The sequence below is a fragment of the Vibrio sp. QJM3NY_26 genome, from assembly GCF_057786005.1.
The window spans coordinates 2,782,612-2,802,268 of sequence record NZ_CM173515.1 but is presented as its reverse complement, the minus strand read 5'-3'; the positions used below and the strand labels follow the sequence as shown (position 1 = coordinate 2,802,268).

Here is a 19,657-nt window from a genome sequence, read left to right as displayed (position 1 = left end):
GATTTCTAACCCATTGGTAAAAAAGCATGTTATAAAGGGGAGCATATCGCTCCCCTTTTTTTATTGCGGTCATAACAGGAGTAATTATTTGTGAAATGGTTTCAAACCGCGAGTATGTGTTTACTGCTTGTACTAACTGGTTGTGCGACAACATCAGATAACACCTCACGTTGGGTTTATCCACCAATGGCTGTGCCGCTTCAACCAAGTGTTCAGCAAGAAGTGCAAATAGCGCGTCTTAGTCAGCTATTACAACGCCCAGATTTGAACGATGAAGTTCGAGCTAAAATGTTGTTCGAGCGTGGTAATTATTACGACAGCGTTGGCTTGCGCGATTTAGCGCGTCTTGATTTCAATCAGTCTCTTTCATTGAACCCCGCTCAACCTGATATCTTCAATCTTTTGGGTGTTTACTTTACGCAGGTAGGGGAGTTTGATGCCGCTTATGAATCTTTTGATTCTACGTTAGAGCTTGATCCTGCAAACTCATATGCAGAACGAAATCGCTCTATCGCACTCTACTATGGCGAGCGCTATGACTTAGCCAATGAAGAGATGATGAAGCACTACGCCGATGATCCTAGCGATCCGTTCCGCGCTCTGTGGCTTTACATCATTCAGCATGAACTCACGCCAGAACAAGCGAAGCTTGATTTGCAAAAGCGTTACGAAAGTCGTGATGAACAGTGGGGCTGGGTATTAGTTGCAATCATGCTTGACGATATTACCGAAGAGCAGGCATTCAAAGCGATTCTAACCGGGACTCGTGACAATACGCTCCTAGCTCAACGTCTGACGGAAACGTACTTCTACCTTGCTAAGCGCCACCACATGAATGGTGATTACGCGAATGCGATCTCTTTGTACAAGTTAGCGGTTTCTTTTAACGTGTATGAATACGTAGAACACCGTTACTCTTTCTTAGAGTTAAGCCGTATCTTCACTACGCTTAAAGCCGAGCATTTAGCGCAAGTTAAGTTGGCTGAGGCCGAAGAAGAAGCTAACGCTAAGTAAGCGATACATTTTGATTCCGAAAAGCCGCTGCCTATCAGCGGTTTTTTTATGGCCCTTTTTTATGCTCCTCTTTTATAAACGGGGGGCTTGTTTTTGATTGCTTTTTATTTAAACAACACTAAAATAGTTAGCCTTGCTAACTAAATGTAAATTCTGTGGTTGGAAATCTATGCTGGACCAAAATCTAGAAAAAATTGAACGCTTTGCTTCTAAGATATGGCGAACTCAAGTTAATGAAGATCCTATCTGCCAGTTGAGCTTCAATGAGTACGATTATTTGAAGGTCATTCAAGCATCGTTAGAGCCTATTCGACTAACAGACCTTGCTATTGAGATGCAGGTGACAAAACCTTCTGCGACGACTATGGTTCAAAGGCTAGAAAGAAAAGGTCTAGTTGAGCGCAAAGCGTCTCTTGAAGATGCGAGATCTAAGCTGGTGATTTTGACCCAAAAAGCTGAAGTCGGTTTGGAAGAAGAAAGTAAAATCTATCAGGTCATGGCACAGATACTGGAAAGTCGCTTGTCTGAGCAAGAATCCCACCAGCTGAACCTATTATTAAACAAGGCTTTGAAATAAATAATTTAGATATTTAGTTAGCCTTGTTAACTAGTTTACGAGTCATATCCCATTGGTATACGACTCACTGAAGAAAGTAGAGTAAGAAATGAGTAACTCAATTAGTCGTCAATTCTGGCGATACACAATACCTACCGTAGCGGCCATGTTAGTTAATGGCCTTTACCAAGTGGTGGATGGTATTTTCATTGGCCGTTATGTGGGGGCCGATGGACTTGCGGGCATTAACGTCGCGTGGCCTGTTATTGGGTCGATCCTCGGTATTGGTATGCTCGTGGGAGTGGGGACGGGTGCGCTTGTCTCGATCCGTCAAGGCGAAAAAGACACGAAAGGTGCTAAGCAGATCTTAGCAACCGGCCTAACATTGTTGTTGGCGATAACCCCCATTGTTTCTGGATTGTTGTTTCTGTTTGCCGATAACTTCTTGCTTTGGCAGGGTGCTGAAGGGCGAGTGTATGAACTAGGCCTGCAATACTTACATATTCTGATTGGCGCTAGTGTCTTCACTTTAGGCTCTATCGCGATGCCGTTTTTACTGCGTAACGATGACAGTCCTAACTTGGCCACCATACTGATGATTGTCGGTGCGGTGATTAATATTGTATTGGATTATCTATTTATCGTGCAGCTTGGTTGGGAATTGAAGGGTGCTGCATTGGCAACCGCAATTGCTCAGTTTGTGGTAACGGGTTTGGGGCTGGCTTACTTTTTCTCACGTCGAGCAAACTTATGTTTACGTTGGAGTGAACTGAGACTGAAGTTATCGGTGATTCCTGAAATCTTCGCCATTGGTACCTCGAGCTTCTTTATGTACGCTTATGGTTCGATGATGGTGGCGCTGCACAATGCCTTGTTCTCTCAATATGGCGATCAGCTAATGATTGGTGCTTACGCTATTTTGGGCTACATAGTGACGGTTTATTATCTCACAGCGGAAGGTATCGCCAACGGCATGCAGCCTTTAGTGAGTTACAACCATGGTGCGCGTAATCAAGCAAACATTCGTAAGTTACTTAAGATTGCGATGGTGAGTTCGGTATTGATCGGTGTCGCGTTTGTATTGCTGCTGAACGCATTCCCACGTGAGTTCGTTTCTGTGTTTAGTTCGGATGAACCTCAGCTAGTCGAGTACACTGTGTTAGGGATCCGACTGCACATGTTTGCACTGGCGCTTGATGGCTTCTTGGTGGTAGCGGGTGCTTACTATCAGGCGGTAAACAAGGGCAGTAAGGCGATGTTTGTAACGATAGGCAATATGCTTATCCAATTACCTTTCTTGTACATCATGCCTAAATTGTATGGTGTGCCGGGGATTTGGATTGCCTATCCACTGTCTAACATCGCGCTAAGCGTCGTGGTTATGATTATGCTCTATAAAGACGTAAAGAAGCTCGACGATGCGCCGCTAGAAACAGCGACAGCATAGGTCGCTTTTCTTGAGCTAAATTAAAAAAGGTCTAGCGAATGCTAGACCTTTTTTGTATCTGTTGCTGGCTAGTTCAATTCGAGGGACTAGATGTTCTTAACGTCTAAACCCGCAAGCTGATGCCAATAACCGTTGCATTGGCGGCTTTCAATTGTCTTTGGATTTTTACCTTGTTCGTTCGCTCTGAAGTTATTGATTTCAGAGAAGGTATCGATGCCCAATGGGCTTAAGCGAACCACATCAACCAAGTCATGCATACTCGGTAGATCATTGACTAGGTTGTAGCAGTAACCGGATTGAGTTTGAATACCGTTAAGGTTAAAGACAGACTGGCCTTCTTGGCTATCGACTTGTAGGCCGGTAGGGTATTTGATGCAGCAGGTTTCGCAATCGTCTTTGGCTTTGTTTTCTGCGCGAGCGGTAAAGCATCGTGCTGAGTAAGCAAGTGGTAGATAGCCGTGGCTAAATACTTCTACTTCGAACTTATTACGGATATTAAGCTCTTCGCACTGTGTCATTACGTTGTTTAGCCATTCGCGAGAAAGCTCAACAGGCATACACCAACGCGTCATACCTTGTTTCAAGAACAGGTTCAGAGTGCGTGCGTTGTAGGTGTTAACCGCCGGGCCAACCACAAAAGGCACTTTGCTTTCGCTTGCTAATTGAATCGCAGACACGTCGTTGGCTTCAATCGCAAAGTCACCGTTATCAATGTACTTCTTCATGATGTTGACTTCGCTTGGTGCTTCTAGCAATGCCATGGTGGAAAGTACGACTTGCTTACCTGAAGCCGACAGCTCTTTGGCAATATCCATCCAGTGTTTTGCTTTCATCTCACGACGCTTTGAACACACCGCTTCACCTAGGTAGATGATATCAGCAGAGCTTGATTTCGCTTGCTCATAGAAGCTTTCAACGTCTTGTTTTGGCCAAAAATAAAGAAGAGGGCCTAATGCGTATTTCATTGAGTTCTCCATTTGGCTCTATTGCCATTTACGGTGATAAGCGCCAAGCGTGGTTTGTGTACCTTCAGATACATTCGCCAGTGTCGCATTCCAAGCTTGTTCCACTTGGTATTGTTCTGGGTTCGCTAAGTAACGGTCGATAGCTGCGCGCCAAGTACGAGTCACTTGCTCGACATAAGCAGGGCTACGCTGGCGACCTTCAATTTTCACTGAGGCAACGTTGGCAGCAAATAGCTCAGGCAGCATAGACAGCGTGTTGAGGCTAGTTGGCTCTTCAAGTGCGTGATAGCGTTTACGTTCACCATCGATCTCTGCTTCAAAGCGGCCTTTACACAGCGTTGGGTAACCCGCGTTTTCGCCAGCTACGTACTTGTCGATAAGAATCTCATTCAAGCGTGACTCTAGACCTGTTTCTGTTTCTTGCCAGCGAACGTATTTTGCTGGAGAACAAGCACCAACGGTATTTGGTGATTCGCCTGTCATGTATGAAGAGAGGTAACAACGACCTTCCGCCATGATACACAAGCTACCAAAAGCGAATACTTCAAGGTCAACGTCAGAAGTGATATTACGAGAAAGCTGTTTGACCTGATGAATCGACAATACACGCGGTAGCACGACTCGCTTAACATTGAAGTTTTTGTGGTAGAAGTCGATTGCAGCCGCATTGGTCGCAGAAGCTTGAACTGATAGGTGCAGTTCTAGATCTGGGTATCTATTTGCTGCGTATTCAAGAACCGCAATATCCGCGATGATCAGCGCATCAACACCTAGCGCTGCCGCGTTGTCTACGGCATTAGTCCAACGTTCGAAGCCATTTGGGTGAGCAAAAGTATTTAAGGCAACGTGAATTTTCTTGTTGCGGTCATGCACATATTGCACAGCACGATCGAGCTTTTTGCCCGCGAAGTTAAGGCCTGCAAAGTGTCGGGCATTGGTATCGTCTTTGAATCCGATATAGACAGCATCCGCACCACAATCAATAGCGGTTTTCAAAGCAGGTAAGTTACCCGCTGGGCATAAGAGTTCCATTTGCTCACTACCAGTAGAATGAAATTGAAGCGAGTATTTTATGAAGAATTATGAATGACGGAATTGATGTAAGGCAGGTTTAGATGGATAAATCTGCTTTTACTCCGTTTGGGGTACTGACTAGTAAGGCTTTTATGCTTTGGTGTGGATTTTGACTGGGGGATAGTTGAATCGTGTATTAGTTCTTATGGCGACGATTTTGGGCAAACAGCTCTTCGACGTCTTGTTTCGGTTGTGGGCGATAGAAGTGGAAGCCTTGGATTGAACTGCAGTTGAGGTTAGAAAGCAGGGTCGCTTGTTCACTGGTTTCGACGCCTTCTGCCACTACAGTTAAATCGAGAGATTTACCCAGGTTGATGATGTTTTCAATCACAGTGATTTGCTTTGGTAGCGTATCGATATCAGAGATGAAAGCACGGTCAATCTTAAGCTCATCAATTGGGAATCGAGCCAAATAAGACAGAGAAGAGTAGCCCGTACCAAAATCATCGATAGATAAAGCAAAGCCGAGTTTCTTTATAGCGTTAAGCATTTGAAGTGTGTGTTCACTATCACTCATCACCGCGCTTTCTGTCAGCTCAAACGTAATAGCACTTGGGTCAAGCTCTGTTGAACGAAGTAACTTTTCAACGTAATCAATCAGTTTCGGGTTACCAAATTGCTCTGGAGACAAGTTGATAGCCACTCTACCTGGCAAGATACCTTGCATCTTCCAACGCTTAACCGTGGCAAATACTTCACGCATCACCACTCGGCCAAGTTGTTCAATAAGGCCAGCTCGTTCCGCTACAGGGATAAATGCGGCAGGGCTGATGTAGCCTTCTACTGGGTGCTTCCAGCGCACTAACGCTTCTGCACCGTTGATGGTGAAATCACGCGCGTTGACCTTAGGTTGATACCAAACCTCAAGTCCATTCTGTTGCAGTGCTTTTTGTAGCTCTATCTCCAACCACAATCGCATACGCGCTTCTTTGTTCATCTGTTCGTTGAACTTGATCAGGCGGTTACGTCCACGATCTTTCGCTTCATACATTGCGGTGTCTGCATTTTGCAGCAAGATACGAGCATCGGTGCCATCTTGAGGAAAGCTCACGCTGCCAATCGAGCAGGCTAAGCGCTTACTAAAGTGGTGAAGATCGAAGGGTTGATTGATCAGGGAAATGATCTTTTCAGCGAGCATTTCAGGCGTTCGCTGATGTTCAGGTTCTGGCAGGATAATACCAAACTCATCCCCGCCTAAATGACCAATAACGGCCTGACGAGGCAGTAAACGTTTTAGGCGTGAAGCGACCTCTTTAATCACTTTATCGCCAATGTGATGACCTAGTGAATCATTGATATTCTTAAAGTTATCAATATCTAAGTAGAGCATCACAACTGGCGTATCGTTTTGAATGAACTGCTCAAGACGTTTGGTGAACCCAACTCGGTTGTAGAGCTTGGTCAGTGCATCGATGTAGGCATCTTCACTGTTTGCTGGCGTATACTGCTTTGTGGTCTCTTGTGCATCTTGGATAAGCACAAGCTGAGTGTTACTTCCAAGAATAGTGGTGGAGTCGATGTTGAGTTGAACTTTACGTTCAAAGCCGCATCGGGCACCCGTTAAGCAAACCAAACCAGACTCAGAAATAATAGAACTGAGGTTATTATTGAAGACTGTTTTGGTTTGTTCATCGATGAATAATCGTCCCAACTCTTCGCCAATTAACTCGGTGGTGGAGTTAAAGCCGAGCAAGCGTGCTGCTGCTGGGTTTGATGACAAGATGTAGTCACTTTCAACTAACAGTAATCCGTCAGGGAGTAGGTGAGATAGCTTGTGGAATTTCGCTTCGGATTCTTCTAAAGAACGGGCAAGTACTTGGTTTTCTGATGTGTCGAAGGCATGAAAGACAATGTAGTCGGTTTTGTTGCCATTCGTCAGCGGAGATAGGCTGAAATGAAGGCTGGTATCTAGGTCAGTTTCGTTGAGAGTGACTTCGGCTTCAATCGTTTCGCCATTGAATGCACGCTCATAGTAAGGCTTAAGATGTTGGTAGAATTGCTCACCTAATGTTTGGCGGTCATTCATGCCAGCAAGCTCGGTTTTACTCAAACCAGCAATATCGCAGTAACGCTCATTAACCATAAAATAGTTATGTTGGGCGTCAAGTACCGCAAAAAAGAACGGACTGTTTGCTGTTAGCTGGGTAAACCAATGTTGTAGTTGCTGGGGAGGCATCAAAGTACTACCAATTCTCCAAGAGCTTGAATATTCACTATCGATAAATATTTATTACTTTTTGTGTGGCTATCGATATTTACCTGTGAGTGCAGCGATCCGCTGTAATTCTCATGACCTGAGTTACTATAACTGTGATTTTCAGGATATTAAAGGTCGAGTATCAAACCGAAGTTAATTTGATACATAACAGTAACTGAGATTTCAACATCATCTATGATGCATTCCATATTATTGACAAAGTTACGGATAAGTCACGTGATAAACAAGATTCGCACTCAACTAGTTCAAAATGCCGCATCAATTTTGCGATCTCCAGTCCAGTTATTGCCTAAAACAGTACAAAAAAGAGCCTTATTGGAGGCGCTTAAGAATGTCTTTAAGGAAGCTTTAGAGGACGGTGACTTTGAATTCTTAGAAGACAAGTGGCTTAAAGTCTCAATAAAAGATATGGGGTTAAGTTGGTGTATTAGCTATCAAAATGAGCAACTAGTTGTAGCTGATAACGAGGTTGTTGAAGATGTAAGCTTTAGCGGAAACCTTAACGATCTTGTGCTGATTGCCGGGCGTAAAGAAGACCCAGATACGCTTTTCTTTCAACGTAGACTGTCGATTGAGGGCGATACAGAGCTTGGTTTAGAAGTCAAAAACTTGATGGATAGCGTAGATTTAGATGTATTGCCGACTCCTATGAAAACTTTGTTAAATCAATTAGCTGATTTTGTGCAGAAGGGAGTACAATCCCCAGATACACAAAGTGAGGTAATGAATGCTTATTCGAACTGAAGCACCGGCAGATATACTTGTCATTGATCGTTTATTGAAATCTGTTTTTGAAACAGATGCAGAAGCTAATTTGGTTATGAGCTTGCGTGAGAATAGCCATTTAACGCTATCGCTGGTGGCTTGTTCTGATGAGGGCGAGGTGGTTGGTCACCTGATGTTTAGCCCTATCACTCTCCATGGTGACGATCATAACTGGCAGGGACTTGCGCCTCTCGCAGTGAAAGAAGAGTACCGCAATCAAGGTATTGCCAAATCACTGGTTGAAGACGCATTTTCTACATTAGTAGATTTCGGTTACCCAGCTTGTGTTGTGCTTGGTGATCCTGCTTACTACGGCCGCTTTGGTTTTAAGGCTGCGAGCGAGTTTGGCCTGAGTTGTGTTTGGGATGTACCTGAAGGTGCTTTCCAAGCGATTGAGTTGGTAGACGGTGTGTTTGCTGGGCATTCTGGTGAGATTGCTTACAGCCCAGAGTTCAACGACTTATAAGCTGATTTACCACGTAATCCGATACAAACTGATTTAGTCTAAATAAAGGAGCTTGATGCTCCTTTATTTTTTGTTAGTATCAGCCCCAATGAGCTCCTTTTCAGTTCGCTCTAAGAAGAGCAATACCAACAAACCTAAGGTTACACCGCTAGATATGTCACAAACACACGCACAATACCTGCAAGAGATGGGCATCAGCCAATGGGAGCTTAGTCACCCAGAGCGTTTGGTTGGCTACGAATCTGAATTGATTCCACTATCGAGCGACTGCAAGTTGCTACTGGTTTCGCCTGAAAAACCTCAGGAAGATCTCGCCGTGATGTTTGAACGCGTACTTAAAAGTATCAAGCTCGACTTATCTCAGGCTTTACACCTTCAACCACAACACTTGTCTGCTGTGGATTTAGGTTCGGTTGAATGGGTATGGTTTGCTGGTTGTGAATCTGCCTATGAACTGAAGGCAAAAACACTTCAATCTCCATTACTGTCTGACATTAACGGTAATAACCAACATCGCCGCGACTTATGGCAACAAATTTGTGCTTATGACTAATCAATTATTACCGACTTCAGAACAACACCTCGACGCTATTTGGCAAATTGAGCAGACCGCGCATTCTCATCCTTGGTCTGAAAACATGATCCGTGATCTTAATAGCCGCGGAGGCAGCCATCGTGTTCTTGAGGTGGATGGAGAGGTTGTCGGCTATTTCTATGCTCAGAACATTGTCGGTGAAGTGACTTTGCTGACGATAGCGGTTGACCCCAAGCAGCAAGGTAAAGGTTACGGCAAAGCTTTGGTTGAGCACTTTCTCGATATGTGTGAACAGGCTGACGCTGAAAGTGCTTGGCTGGAAGTTCGCGAAAGTAATGTGAATGCTTTTAATCTTTACGAGAAGGCTGGCTTTAATGAAGTCGATCGCCGTCGTAACTATTACCCAACCAAGCAAGGCAACGAAGATGCGATCATTATGAGCTATCTTTTCATGTCGTTTAGCTAATCATATTATGTCTTTTAGCTAACCCTAAATAGCTAACCACAGAATCAGCGATAAATAGGGTGCAAACTGACCCTTTAGAAAGTGATTCGCTTTCTGTATAATCCGCACACAGAATTCAAGGGCAAGTATTATCTACTTGCCCTTTTTACGCTTTAGATCAGCAAAGGGCGACTATGTCTTTCCAACAAGAAGTGAGCAAACGTAGAACGTTTGCAATTATCTCTCACCCGGATGCGGGTAAAACCACGATTACTGAAAAAGTTCTTTTATTCGGAAACGCGATTCAAAAAGCGGGTACCGTAAAAGGCCGTGGCTCTAACCAGCACGCTAAATCTGACTGGATGGAGATGGAAAAAGAACGTGGTATCTCGGTAACTACGTCGGTAATGCAATTCCCATACAATGATTGCCTAGTAAACCTACTCGATACTCCAGGACACGAAGATTTCTCGGAAGATACGTACCGTACACTAACAGCGGTTGACTCTTGTTTGATGGTTATCGATGCTGCGAAAGGTGTCGAGGATCGTACTCGTAAATTGATGGAAGTAACGCGTCTACGTGATACTCCAATCGTAACGTTTATGAACAAACTTGACCGTGACGTTCGTGACCCAATGGAAGTGCTTGATGAAGTGGAAAGCGAGCTAGGTATGGCTTGTGCTCCAATCTCATGGCCAATCGGTTGTGGTAAAGAGTTTAAAGGTGTTTATCACATTCATCGTGATGAAACGATCTTGTACGAATCTGGCCATGGCCATGAGATCCAAGAAGTTCGCATCATTAAAGGTTTAGATAACCCTGAACTAGACGAAGCTGTTGGCGAAGATCTGGCGAGCAGTGTTCGTGAAGAGCTTGAATTGGTTATTGGCGCATGTCCTGAGTTTGATCTCGATTTGTTCCTTGCTGGTGAACTAACGCCTGTTTACTTCGGTACAGCATTGGGTAACTTTGGTGTTGACCACATGCTAGATGGTTTGACTAAGTGGGCTCCGGGTCCTCAAACTCGTCAAGCTAACGAGCGTGATGTTGAAGCGACAGAAGAGAAGTTCTCTGGCTTCGTCTTTAAGATCCAAGCAAACATGGATCCAAAACATCGTGACCGTATCGCATTCATGCGTATCGTTTCGGGTACTTACAACCAAGGTATGAAGATGAATCATGTTCGTACTGGCAAGAACGTAAGTATTTCGGATGCGGTAACTTTCATGGCGGGCGACCGTGCGCGAGCTGAAAAAGCGTATGCTGGTGACATCATTGGCTTGCATAACCATGGCACAATCCAGATTGGTGATACCTTTACTCAAGGCGAAAGCTTGAAGTTCGCTGGTATTCCCAACTTCGCGCCTGAGCTATTCCGTCGTATTCGTCTACGCGATCCACTAAAGCAGAAGCAACTTCTAAAAGGTTTGGTTCAGCTTTCTGAAGAGGGCGCAGTACAAGTATTCCGTCCTATGCAGAACAACGACCTGATCGTTGGTGCGGTTGGTGTACTTCAGTTCGACGTGGTTGTAGCGCGCTTGAAAGCGGAATACAACGTAGAAGCTATCTACGAAGGTGTTAACGTTGCAACAGCTCGCTGGATTGAATGTGATGACGCGAAGAAACTAGAAGAGTTCAAACGTAAGAACCAAGCTAACCTAGCGTTAGATGGTGGTGATAACCTGTCTTACATCGCACCTACAATGGTGAACTTGAACCTAGCTTCTGAACGTTTCCCTGACGTTCAGTTCCGAGCGACGCGCGAGCACTAATTTCTCCGCGCTCTATTCGAGTTAAACAAAAACGTCTATTGTTCTGCAATAGGCGTTTTTTAATGCGTTTTATTTAAGGCTTAGAGGCTGAGGTTAGAGGCAATGATGTTCAGTTGGATAAAAGCTTGGATTAAGAAATACGATAAGTGGTGCGAGGAGCTTGGTTTAACGCCTGAGAACAAGCGCAGCTGCGTGGCTTATCGTCGTGATCCCCAAGGGAAACAAACAGAGAGTAGGGAAGATGACACAGCAAATAAGTGACTTTCCGCTGTTTGATACTCATTGCCATGCGGATTTTAAGGCGTTTGAGCAAAATATTGTAATTGATCAGGGAGCTACACCGGATCAAAGTATTGATAGCTATCTTAAAGAAGCGAAACAAGCTCAAGTCGAGAAGATTCTTATTCCTTCTATTGGCCAAAGTAACTGGTCGAAGCTCGATAAAATCGCCAAATCTTACCCTAATGTTTACTACGCCTTAGGTTTTCACCCTTACTTTTTAGAGCAAGCCAATGGCGAGCAATTCTCAGAGCTTCGCCAATTACTCTCATCAAAAAACAGTCAATGCGTTGCGATAGGAGAGTGTGGTCTCGACTTTTTTGTCGATGTCGAGCGGGAGAAACAAGAACGCTTTTTCATCCAACAAATGGAGCTTGCGAAGGCATTTGAGCTGCCTTTGATCATCCATGAGAGGAAGTCTTATAACCGACTCATTGAACTATTAAAGCAGCACAAGTTCACTTTTGGTGGGGTGATTCACGGTTTTTCAGGGAGTGAACAGCAAGCTTTGGCGTGGATCAAGCTCGGTTTCTATATTGGTGTCGGTGGAACGATTACTTACCCCAGAGCACAAAAAACACGCACAACCATCGCAAAACTGCCTCTTGAATGCCTGGTATTAGAAACGGATGCACCGGACATGCCCATGTATGGAAATCAAGGAAATGTTAATCATTCCAAACATTTAGTTACGATCTTAAATGAACTATTTTTGCTTAGAAAAGAGCCAAAGCAATCGGTTGCAGCGCAAATTTGGCAAAATAGCCATCGAGCATTCGGTATATGTGAATAAAATCGAAGGTTTTTGTTTATCGTTTGCGTAAATTGCACCGAGCTTGTGATTTGGTTCACATTTGCGTGTGAATGGTACATGAATCTTGTACGAAAGTGTGAGGACGGCATTACTTTATTAGTGGTCGCATGAGTATAATTGCCTCCGCTTTATAGCCCCATTTTGTAACACGCCAATAAATAACTAATAAGGAAGTCATAAACTATGAGCCTGTTTATGAGCCTCGTCGGAATGGTTGCACTGATTGCAATCGCAGTACTACTATCCGACAACCGCAAAGCAATTAATATCAGAACAGTGGGTGGCGCTTTCGCTATCCAATTCGCACTTGGTGCATTCGTACTTTACATCCCTTGGGGTCGTGATCTACTTGCAGGTTTCTCTGCTGGTGTAGCAAACGTGATCGACTACGGTAAAGATGGTACTGGCTTCCTATTTGGTAGCCTTGTTAACTTCTCAGTTGACGGTATCGGTTTCATCTTTGCATTCCAAGTTCTACCAACACTAATCTTCTTCTCTGCTCTTATCTCTGTACTTTACTACATTGGTGCGATGCAAGTTGTAATCAAGGTTCTTGGTGGTGGTCTTCAGAAAGCTCTAGGTACTTCTCGCGCCGAGTCAATGTCTGCAGCAGCAAACATTTTCGTTGGTCAAACTGAAGCACCTTTAGTAGTTCGTCCATTTGTTCCTAAAATGACTAACTCTGAACTATTCGCAGTAATGTGTGGTGGTTTAGCATCTGTTGCTGGTGGTGTACTAGCGGGTTACGCATCTATGGGTGTACCTCTAGAGTACCTAGTAGCAGCGTCATTCATGGCAGCACCTGGTGGTCTACTATTCGCTAAAATCATCAAGCCTGAAACTGATGAAGTTGACGAGAACCTAGGTTCAGACATCGACGGTGGCGACGACAAGCCTGCTAACGTTATCGATGCAGCTGCTGGCGGTGCGTCAGTTGGTCTACAACTAGCACTTAACGTTGGTGCAATGCTACTAGCATTCATCGGTCTAATCGCTCTTATCAACGGTATCCTAGGTGGCATCGGTGGTTGGTTCGGTATGGAAAACCTAACTCTAGAACTTCTTCTAGGTTGGATCTTCGCACCGTTAGCATTCATCATTGGTGTTCCATGGGAAGAAGCAACTATTGCTGGTTCTTTCATTGGTCAGAAGACAGTTGTTAACGAATTCGTTGCATACCTAAACTTCGTACCATACATCGGTGACAACGCTCAAATCGTTGAAGCGACTGGTCAAGTAATGTCTGTTAAGACTCAAGCAATTATCTCGTTCGCTCTATGTGGTTTCGCAAACCTTTCTTCAATTGCGATTCTTCTAGGTGGTCTAGGTGGTATTGCTCCAAACCGTCGTCACGACATCGCACGTATGGGTGTTAAAGCGGTTGTAGCTGGTACTCTATCTAACCTGATGGCAGCAACAATTGCTGGCTTCTTCCTGTCTTTCTAATCAGTTAGAAATCGATATATAGACGCCATAATAATATCGCCCCGTAGCAAGAAATTGCTGCGGGGCTTTTTTGTTTTTGGGCCTAGTGATTTTGAGCATTAGCATGAGTGAATGCTTGGAGTCGAAAATGGGTCTAGAATGTTTTTTTGAGATACAAACCGTTTGCGTTCTAAGGAGCACTACAATTTATTGATGGATACCTATAATGTATAAGCTTAAGGGACAGGATGTCTCTTGTTGGCAAGAAAGTAACTGCTTGGATTTATCTAAAGGTTATTCTTCTGGGATTAAGCCAAACTTAGCGATACGCTATAGATGTTAGACACAACATGACTGATTTGTTGTGCCATAGACCAAACTGGTACTGTGCGGTGACAAGGATTGCAATTGATAGCGAAAGTTATCAAGTCTTCAGGGAACCAAGTCCGTTCATTTGTGACTACTGAGCATTACTAAAATATCCATCTATACTGGATGGGTGGCGAAGTAGTTAACTATTTGAATATATTGATCGGAGATAGAAATGAGCGATTTAAAAGCAGCAGCTCTACGTGCACTTAAACTTATGGACCTAACTACGCTAAATGATGACGATACTACTGAAAAAGTAGTGGCGCTTTGTCATGACGCGAAGACTGCAGTTGGTAACACCGCTGCAATCTGTATTTACCCTCGCTTCATCCCAGCCGCTAAGAAGGCGTTGCGTGAGCAAGGTACTCCAGAAGTACGCATCGCGACTGTAACTAACTTCCCTCATGGTAATGACGACATCGAAATTGCTGTTGCAGAAACGAAAGCAGCGGTAGCGTACGGCGCAGACGAAGTTGACGTAGTATTCCCATACCGTGCTCTTATTGCTGGCAACGAAGAAGTTGGCTTTGAGCTAGTTAAGCAATGTAAAGCCGCTTGTGGTGACATCACGCTTAAAGTGATCATCGAAACTGGTGAGCTAAAAGAAGAAGCACTTATCAAGAAAGCTTCTCAGATCTGTATCGAAGCAGGTGCAGACTTCATCAAAACTTCAACAGGTAAAGTGCCAGTAAACGCGACTCCTGAGTTCGCGCGCATGATGCTTGAAGTTATTCGTGACATGGGCGTGGCTAAAACTGTTGGTTTCAAACCAGCTGGTGGCGTACGTACAGCTGAAGATGCTCAAGCTTACCTAGCAATGGCTGATGAGCTACTAGGCGCTGAGTGGGCAGACAACATGCACTACCGTTTTGGTGCTTCAAGCCTACTGACTAACCTTCTTAATACATTAGAAGTGACAGACCAGACTGCTGATCCAGCAGCATACTAATTTACTCGTCATATTTGACGCCGCAGCGTTGTTGCCTGCGCAAGTTCCTCCTAATCACATAGAGCTTCTATGCTCATAGGAATGAACTTGCTGGCCGCCTAACTGCAACGCCAAATATTTAGAGTATTGATAACAATTAAGTCTGTTTGATGGAGTGACGTTAAGTTACTCCATATTACCTCTTTCCCTACACACCATACTCACTAGAGTTTGGGAGGAACTAATGTATCTACCTCAAGAAATTATTCGCAGAAAACGTGATAACGAAGTACTGACCACAGAAGAAATTAACTTTTTCATCCAAGGTGTCGCTAAAAACACGGTTTCTGAAGGCCAAATTGCCGCATTCGCAATGGCTATCTTTTTCAATGAAATGACGATGCCAGAACGTATCGCACTAACATGTGCAATGCGTGATTCAGGCATGGTGATTGACTGGAGCCACATGAACTTTGATGGCCCAATCGTTGATAAACACTCTACTGGTGGTGTTGGCGACGTAACCTCTTTGATGCTTGGCCCTATGGTGGCAGCATGTGGCGGTTTTGTTCCAATGATCTCTGGTCGCGGTTTAGGCCACACTGGCGGTACGCTAGACAAGCTAGAATCTATCCCTGGTTACAACATTACACCAACCAACGATGTGTTTGGTGCCGTAACCAAAGAAGCTGGCGTGGCGATCATCGGCCAAACCGGCGATCTAGCACCGGCTGATAAGCGTGTTTATGCGACTCGTGATATCACAGCAACAGTAGACAACATCTCACTGATCACCGCTTCAATCCTATCTAAGAAACTGGCCGCTGGTCTTGATTCTCTAGTAATGGACGTAAAAGTCGGTTCAGGCGCATTCATGCCAACGTATGAAGCATCTGAAGAGTTAGCAAAATCTATCGTTGCAGTAGCAAACGGTGCAGGCACTAAAACAACAGCAATCCTAACGGACATGAACCAAGTTCTGGCTTCTTCAGCGGGTAACGCAGTTGAAGTCCGTGAAGCGGTTCAATTCCTAACAGGCGAATACCGTAATCCACGTTTGTTGGAAATAACGCTAGCGTCGTGTGCGGAAATGTTGGTGCTGGGTAACCTAGCAAAAGATTCAGATGAAGCGCGTGAAAAACTGATGGCAGTACTGGATAACGGTAAAGCAGCAGAGTGCTTCGGTAAGATGGTAGCGGGCCTTGGTGGTCCAGTGGATTTCGTAACGAACTACGATAACTACCTAGAAAAAGCAGAAATTGTTAAACCAGTGTACGCACTCGAAAGCGGTGTAGTATCAGCGATGGATACGCGTGCAATTGGTATGGCTGTCGTTGGTATGGGCGGTGGTCGCCGCGTAGCAACAGACAGCATTGATTACGCAGTCGGTTTTGATAGCTTCATTCGCCTTGGCGAAGTAGCAAGCGACGATAAACCATTAGCAATGATCCATGCTCGCAATGAACAACAGTGGCAAGAAGCTGCGACGGCATTACAAAATGCAATCACTGTGGGCGGAGAATATACAGCAACGCCAGATGTTTACCGTCAGATTCGTTCTGAAGACGTGTAAATAACAGGTATCGGTATACCTCGTGTATACCGATAAACAGAGTTCTGGTGCAAAGAGCAATAAGTTGGTGAAGAAAATGAAAAGAGCATTTATTTTAGTTTTAGATTCATTCGGTATCGGTGAAACAGCGGATGCTGACACATTCGGCGATGTAGGTTCGGATACAATGGGTCACATTGCTGACCATTGTGATCAAGGCCTTGCAGACAACGCGGATCGTAAAGGTCCACTAACGCTGCCAAACCTGTCTAAGCTTGGTTTAGCTATGGCTCACAAAGAGTCTACAGGTCGCTTTGCTCCAGGTATGGACGCAGACGCTGAGATCATTGGCGCTTACGGTCATGCTGCTGAGCTGTCTTCTGGTAAAGACACGCCATCAGGTCACTGGGAAATCGCAGGTGTACCGGTATTGTTTGACTGGGGCTACTTCACCGACAAAGAGAACAGCTTTCCAAAAGAACTGACTGATCGCATCCTTGAGCGTGCTGGTCTATCTGACTTCTTAGGTAACTGCCACTCATCGGGTACAGAAATCCTAGACAATCTAGGTGAAGAACACATGAAGACTGGCCTGCCAATCTTCTACACTTCTGCAGACTCTGTCTTCCAGATCGCTTGTCATGAAGAGACATTCGGTCTACAAAACCTATTAGATCTTTGTCAGATTGCTCGTGAAGAGCTAGCTGACTACAACATTGGTCGTGTTATCGCTCGTCCGTTTATTGGTGCTGGTAAAGGTCAATTCGAACGTACTGGTAACCGTCGTGACCTTTCTGTTGAGCCACCAGCGGCGACGGTACTTCAGAAACTGGTTGATGAGAAGGGCGGCAACGTTCACTCAATCGGTAAAATCTCTGACATCTACGCAGGTTGTGGTATCACTCAGAAAACCAAAGCAACAGGTATTCCAGCGCTATTTGAAGCAACTAAAGAAGCGATCACTGAAGCGGGCGACAACACTATCGTGTTCACTAACTTCGTTGATTTCGACTCAGCATACGGCCACCGTCGTGATGTTGCTGGTTACGCAGCTGCGCTTGAGTACTTTGATGGCCGCATCAATGAAATCATCGATATGATGAAAGAAGATGACGTGCTTATCCTAACTGCAGACCACGGTTGTGACCCAACATGGCCGGGTTCAGACCATACTCGTGAACATATCCCTGTGATTGTTTACGGTAACAAGGTTCCAGCTGGCTCTCTAGGCCGTCGTGATACCTTCGCTGATATCGGTCAAAGCTTAGCGTCATACTTTGGCACATCGCCAATGGGATACGGTACAAGCTTTCTGTAATGGTTAACTAAGAGAGAGGGAAACCTCTCTCTTCTTTTTTGTTTTGAGATTAAGGATATTTTCAATGGCTACTCCACATATTAATGCTGAAATGGGTGATTTCGCTGACGTAGTTCTAATGCCAGGCGATCCGCTACGCGCTAAATACATCGCTGAAACCTTCTTAGAAGAAGTGGTTCAGGTGTGTGATGTTCGTAATATGTTTGGTTACACGGGTACTTACAAAGGTCGTAAGGTTTCCGTAATGGGACACGGTATGGGCATCCCATCTTGTTCTATTTACGCGACTGAACTGATCAAAGACTTTGGTGTGAAAAAGATCATTCGTGTCGGCAGTTGTGGTGCAGTGAGTGAAGATATCAAAGTGCGTGATGTGGTGATTGGCATGGGCGCGTGTACTGACTCAAAAGTGAACCGTATTCGCTTTAAAGGTCATGACTTCGCGGCTATCGCAGATTACAAAATGGTGCGTGCGGCAGAAGATGCAGCAAAAGCGCGTGGTGTAGACGTAAAAGTGGGTAACCTGTTCTCGGCAGAGTTGTTCTACACGCCAGATCCAGAGATGTTTGAGGTGATGGATAAGTACGGCATTGTTGGCGTCGAGATGGAAGCTGCAGGTATCTATGGTGTGTGTGCTGAATACGGCGCAAAAGCTCTGACTATTTGTACTGTTTCTGATCACATCAAAACTGGTGAGCAAACCACATCAGATGAGCGTCAAACGACCTTCAACGACATGATGGTTATCGCACTAGACTCTGTGCTGCTTGGTGACCAAGAATAATCATTTTTCTATAGTTTGATAAGCTAACAGATAACAAAAAGCCCCGTTGCTGCCTGAGCGTCGGGGCTTTTTATTGGTAATGATGTATTACTGAGCGCTATTTCTTGGATTCTGAAGGCTATGTGATTTCAATCGAAATAATTCACCTTGCCTAATCCGAGCTTTTTATTTCATGATTCCAAGGTCAAAAGCCCAAGAGCCCAAGGTCCTATGACAAAGCCTATGAGTTTGCATTCTTAAGCAGCAAGTTCTCACCAGACTTTGTTTTTCTTCTACGAATGAGCATGACAAACAGCACGCCACTGACAAACCCCATCAACACCATGCCGATCATGTAGCGATCACTTTTACGATAATGGTGATCAGAAATCGCCGTCATCTTACCCGTTTCAAAGGTCACACGAATGAATCCAATGATCGCTTTCTCTGGTGAGTAGATAGGTTCAACTAATTGCTGTCTGCCGATACTTGCTGTTGAAAGTGGCGTATCTAAGCCTAGAACTTCGCGTACTGAGAGTGCTTTTTCACTCGAAGCCAGTCGAATCCCCTCTGCATCGTATATCGTGGTATCGAATACCAAGCGATCCTGAGACAGCTGATTGGTGAGATCAAGCAGTCGCTCTTGGTCTTGTTGTGTGATCGCTTTACTGGCAGAAAGTGATGCCTGAGAGATAAGCAACTTAGTCAGCGTTTCTAGCTGCTTTGCTTGGATCTTCTCGTTACCTTTACTGATCACGACTGTATTTTTAATCGTTACAACGAACATAGTAGCCAGCAAAATGAGGGCTAGCATTCGTAAAGCGTTACGTATTGAGAACAATGATTCATTCATGTTTCACGAAGCCTGAAATAAACAAATGTTATGATTAAGACATATTGAGACTTGCGTTTTCAAATTGCAATAGGTTAACGTTTAGCATAGTTA

19 protein-coding genes are annotated in these 19,657 nt (G+C 44.6%); 15 read left to right on the top strand and 4 right to left on the bottom strand.

Features of this window, described 5'->3' with window-relative positions:
* Nucleotides 1-90: 90 nt before the first annotated feature.
* From nlpI to AC3CH4_RS12320, 3 genes are all read left to right on the top strand, one after another.
* Entirely contained in the window at nt 91-1,014 is a 924-nt protein-coding gene (nlpI, locus tag AC3CH4_RS12330; protein ID WP_004734491.1) for a lipoprotein NlpI, read from the top strand.
* 169 nt (nt 1,015-1,183) lie between these two features.
* Nucleotides 1,184-1,591 (top strand): MarR family winged helix-turn-helix transcriptional regulator, encoded by a 408-nt coding sequence (locus AC3CH4_RS12325; protein ID WP_004734490.1) that lies wholly within the window; start codon nt 1,184-1,186, stop codon nt 1,589-1,591.
* Nucleotides 1,592-1,679: 88 nt separating this feature from the next.
* Complete coding sequence (locus AC3CH4_RS12320) at nt 1,680-3,017, top strand: MATE family efflux transporter (RefSeq protein WP_488543017.1); 1,338 nt, start codon at nt 1,680-1,682, stop codon at nt 3,015-3,017.
* 86 nt (nt 3,018-3,103) lie between these two features.
* On the opposite strand, the gene AC3CH4_RS12315 is transcribed toward AC3CH4_RS12320, so the two are convergent.
* From AC3CH4_RS12315 to AC3CH4_RS12305, 3 genes are all read right to left on the bottom strand, one after another.
* A complete protein-coding gene (locus tag AC3CH4_RS12315; protein ID WP_428785013.1) occupies nt 3,104-3,982 on the bottom strand; it encodes a U32 family peptidase in 879 nt (292 codons plus the stop codon).
* Between the two features lie 18 nt (nt 3,983-4,000).
* Nucleotides 4,001-5,014 carry a ubiquinone anaerobic biosynthesis protein UbiU gene (gene ubiU / locus AC3CH4_RS12310; protein ID WP_473576131.1) on the bottom strand — a complete coding sequence of 338 codons (1,014 nt, stop codon included), beginning with the start codon at nt 5,012-5,014 and terminating at the stop codon, nt 4,001-4,003.
* 178 nt (nt 5,015-5,192) lie between these two features.
* Complete coding sequence (locus AC3CH4_RS12305) at nt 5,193-7,232, bottom strand: sensor domain-containing protein (RefSeq protein WP_017084241.1); 2,040 nt, start codon at nt 7,230-7,232, stop codon at nt 5,193-5,195.
* 258 nt (nt 7,233-7,490) lie between these two features.
* On the opposite strand from AC3CH4_RS12305, the gene ubiT reads away from it, so the two are divergent.
* The 12 genes from ubiT to deoD all read left to right on the top strand — a co-directional run bounded on the left by ubiT (nt 7,491) and on the right by deoD (nt 18,732).
* On the top strand, nt 7,491-8,018 hold the full coding sequence (gene ubiT, locus AC3CH4_RS12300; protein WP_004734485.1) for a ubiquinone anaerobic biosynthesis accessory factor UbiT: 528 nt from the start codon (nt 7,491-7,493) through the stop codon (nt 8,016-8,018).
* The gene (locus AC3CH4_RS12295) at nt 8,002-8,505 is read left to right on the top strand and encodes a GNAT family N-acetyltransferase (RefSeq protein WP_102487626.1); all 504 of its coding nucleotides are present in this window, start codon (nt 8,002-8,004) and stop codon (nt 8,503-8,505) included. Before ubiT ends, AC3CH4_RS12295 begins: the two co-directional genes overlap by 17 nt.
* Nucleotides 8,506-8,659: 154 nt before the next feature.
* Entirely contained in the window at nt 8,660-9,058 is a 399-nt protein-coding gene (locus tag AC3CH4_RS12290) for a DNA polymerase III subunit psi (protein WP_488527294.1), read from the top strand.
* Nucleotides 9,051-9,506, top strand: a complete 456-nt coding sequence (rimI, locus tag AC3CH4_RS12285; protein WP_029222296.1) for a ribosomal protein S18-alanine N-acetyltransferase — start codon at nt 9,051-9,053, stop codon at nt 9,504-9,506. The genes AC3CH4_RS12290 and rimI overlap by 8 nt, the downstream gene beginning before the upstream one ends.
* A gap of 173 nt (nt 9,507-9,679) precedes the next feature.
* On the top strand, nt 9,680-11,260 hold the full coding sequence (prfC, locus tag AC3CH4_RS12280) for a peptide chain release factor 3 (protein ID WP_237290382.1): 1,581 nt from the start codon (nt 9,680-9,682) through the stop codon (nt 11,258-11,260).
* 105 nt (nt 11,261-11,365) lie between these two features.
* Entirely contained in the window at nt 11,366-11,521 is a 156-nt protein-coding gene (locus AC3CH4_RS12275; protein ID WP_157936365.1) for a DUF5363 family protein, read from the top strand.
* On the top strand, nt 11,502-12,332 hold the full coding sequence (locus tag AC3CH4_RS12270) for a TatD family hydrolase (RefSeq protein WP_488526640.1): 831 nt from the start codon (nt 11,502-11,504) through the stop codon (nt 12,330-12,332). Before AC3CH4_RS12275 ends, AC3CH4_RS12270 begins: the two co-directional genes overlap by 20 nt.
* A gap of 204 nt (nt 12,333-12,536) precedes the next feature.
* Nucleotides 12,537-13,799: a NupC/NupG family nucleoside CNT transporter gene (locus AC3CH4_RS12265; protein ID WP_004734478.1), complete on the top strand. Its 1,263-nt coding sequence runs from the start codon at nt 12,537-12,539 to the stop codon at nt 13,797-13,799.
* 523 nt (nt 13,800-14,322) lie between these two features.
* Nucleotides 14,323-15,099: a deoxyribose-phosphate aldolase gene (deoC, locus tag AC3CH4_RS12260; RefSeq protein WP_004734477.1), complete on the top strand. Its 777-nt coding sequence runs from the start codon at nt 14,323-14,325 to the stop codon at nt 15,097-15,099.
* Nucleotides 15,100-15,322: 223 nt separating this feature from the next.
* Nucleotides 15,323-16,651, top strand: a complete 1,329-nt coding sequence (gene deoA / locus AC3CH4_RS12255) for a thymidine phosphorylase (protein WP_026012373.1) — start codon at nt 15,323-15,325, stop codon at nt 16,649-16,651.
* A 76-nt stretch (nt 16,652-16,727) separates the two neighbouring features.
* Nucleotides 16,728-17,948 (top strand): phosphopentomutase, encoded by a 1,221-nt coding sequence (locus tag AC3CH4_RS12250; protein ID WP_029224167.1) that lies wholly within the window; start codon nt 16,728-16,730, stop codon nt 17,946-17,948.
* Nucleotides 17,949-18,012: 64 nt separating this feature from the next.
* Nucleotides 18,013-18,732: a purine-nucleoside phosphorylase gene (gene deoD, locus AC3CH4_RS12245; protein WP_004734474.1), complete on the top strand. Its 720-nt coding sequence runs from the start codon at nt 18,013-18,015 to the stop codon at nt 18,730-18,732.
* A 220-nt stretch (nt 18,733-18,952) separates the two neighbouring features.
* Here deoD and AC3CH4_RS12240 read toward each other — a convergent pair whose 3' ends face one another.
* Nucleotides 18,953-19,564 (bottom strand): YtjB family periplasmic protein, encoded by a 612-nt coding sequence (locus AC3CH4_RS12240; protein ID WP_017080011.1) that lies wholly within the window; start codon nt 19,562-19,564, stop codon nt 18,953-18,955.
* Between the last annotated feature and the right edge of the window lie 93 nt (nt 19,565-19,657).

Bases quoted from the DNA above. Each gene is read 5' to 3' on its own strand.
- AC3CH4_RS12295 (WP_102487626.1), top strand. From the start codon at position 8,002: ATGCTTATTCGAACTGAAGCACCGGCAGATATACTTGTCATTGATCGT.
- AC3CH4_RS12250 (WP_029224167.1), top strand. From the start codon at position 16,728: ATGAAAAGAGCATTTATTTTAGTTTTAGATTCATTCGGTATCGGTGAA.
- ubiU (WP_473576131.1), bottom strand. From the start codon at position 5,014: ATGGAACTCTTATGCCCAGCGGGTAACTTACCTGCTTTGAAAACCGCT.
- prfC (WP_237290382.1), top strand. From the start codon at position 9,680: ATGTCTTTCCAACAAGAAGTGAGCAAACGTAGAACGTTTGCAATTATC.
- AC3CH4_RS12315 (WP_428785013.1), bottom strand. From the start codon at position 3,982: ATGAAATACGCATTAGGCCCTCTTCTTTATTTTTGGCCAAAACAAGAC.
- deoD (WP_004734474.1), top strand. From the start codon at position 18,013: ATGGCTACTCCACATATTAATGCTGAAATGGGTGATTTCGCTGACGTA.
- AC3CH4_RS12265 (WP_004734478.1), top strand. From the start codon at position 12,537: ATGAGCCTGTTTATGAGCCTCGTCGGAATGGTTGCACTGATTGCAATC.
- AC3CH4_RS12290 (WP_488527294.1), top strand. From the start codon at position 8,660: ATGTCACAAACACACGCACAATACCTGCAAGAGATGGGCATCAGCCAA.
- deoA (WP_026012373.1), top strand. From the start codon at position 15,323: ATGTATCTACCTCAAGAAATTATTCGCAGAAAACGTGATAACGAAGTA.
- deoC (WP_004734477.1), top strand. From the start codon at position 14,323: ATGAGCGATTTAAAAGCAGCAGCTCTACGTGCACTTAAACTTATGGAC.
- AC3CH4_RS12270 (WP_488526640.1), top strand. From the start codon at position 11,502: ATGACACAGCAAATAAGTGACTTTCCGCTGTTTGATACTCATTGCCAT.
- rimI (WP_029222296.1), top strand. From the start codon at position 9,051: ATGACTAATCAATTATTACCGACTTCAGAACAACACCTCGACGCTATT.
- AC3CH4_RS12275 (WP_157936365.1), top strand. From the start codon at position 11,366: ATGTTCAGTTGGATAAAAGCTTGGATTAAGAAATACGATAAGTGGTGC.
- AC3CH4_RS12240 (WP_017080011.1), bottom strand. From the start codon at position 19,564: ATGAATGAATCATTGTTCTCAATACGTAACGCTTTACGAATGCTAGCC.
- AC3CH4_RS12320 (WP_488543017.1), top strand. From the start codon at position 1,680: ATGAGTAACTCAATTAGTCGTCAATTCTGGCGATACACAATACCTACC.
- AC3CH4_RS12325 (WP_004734490.1), top strand. From the start codon at position 1,184: ATGCTGGACCAAAATCTAGAAAAAATTGAACGCTTTGCTTCTAAGATA.
- AC3CH4_RS12305 (WP_017084241.1), bottom strand. From the start codon at position 7,232: ATGCCTCCCCAGCAACTACAACATTGGTTTACCCAGCTAACAGCAAAC.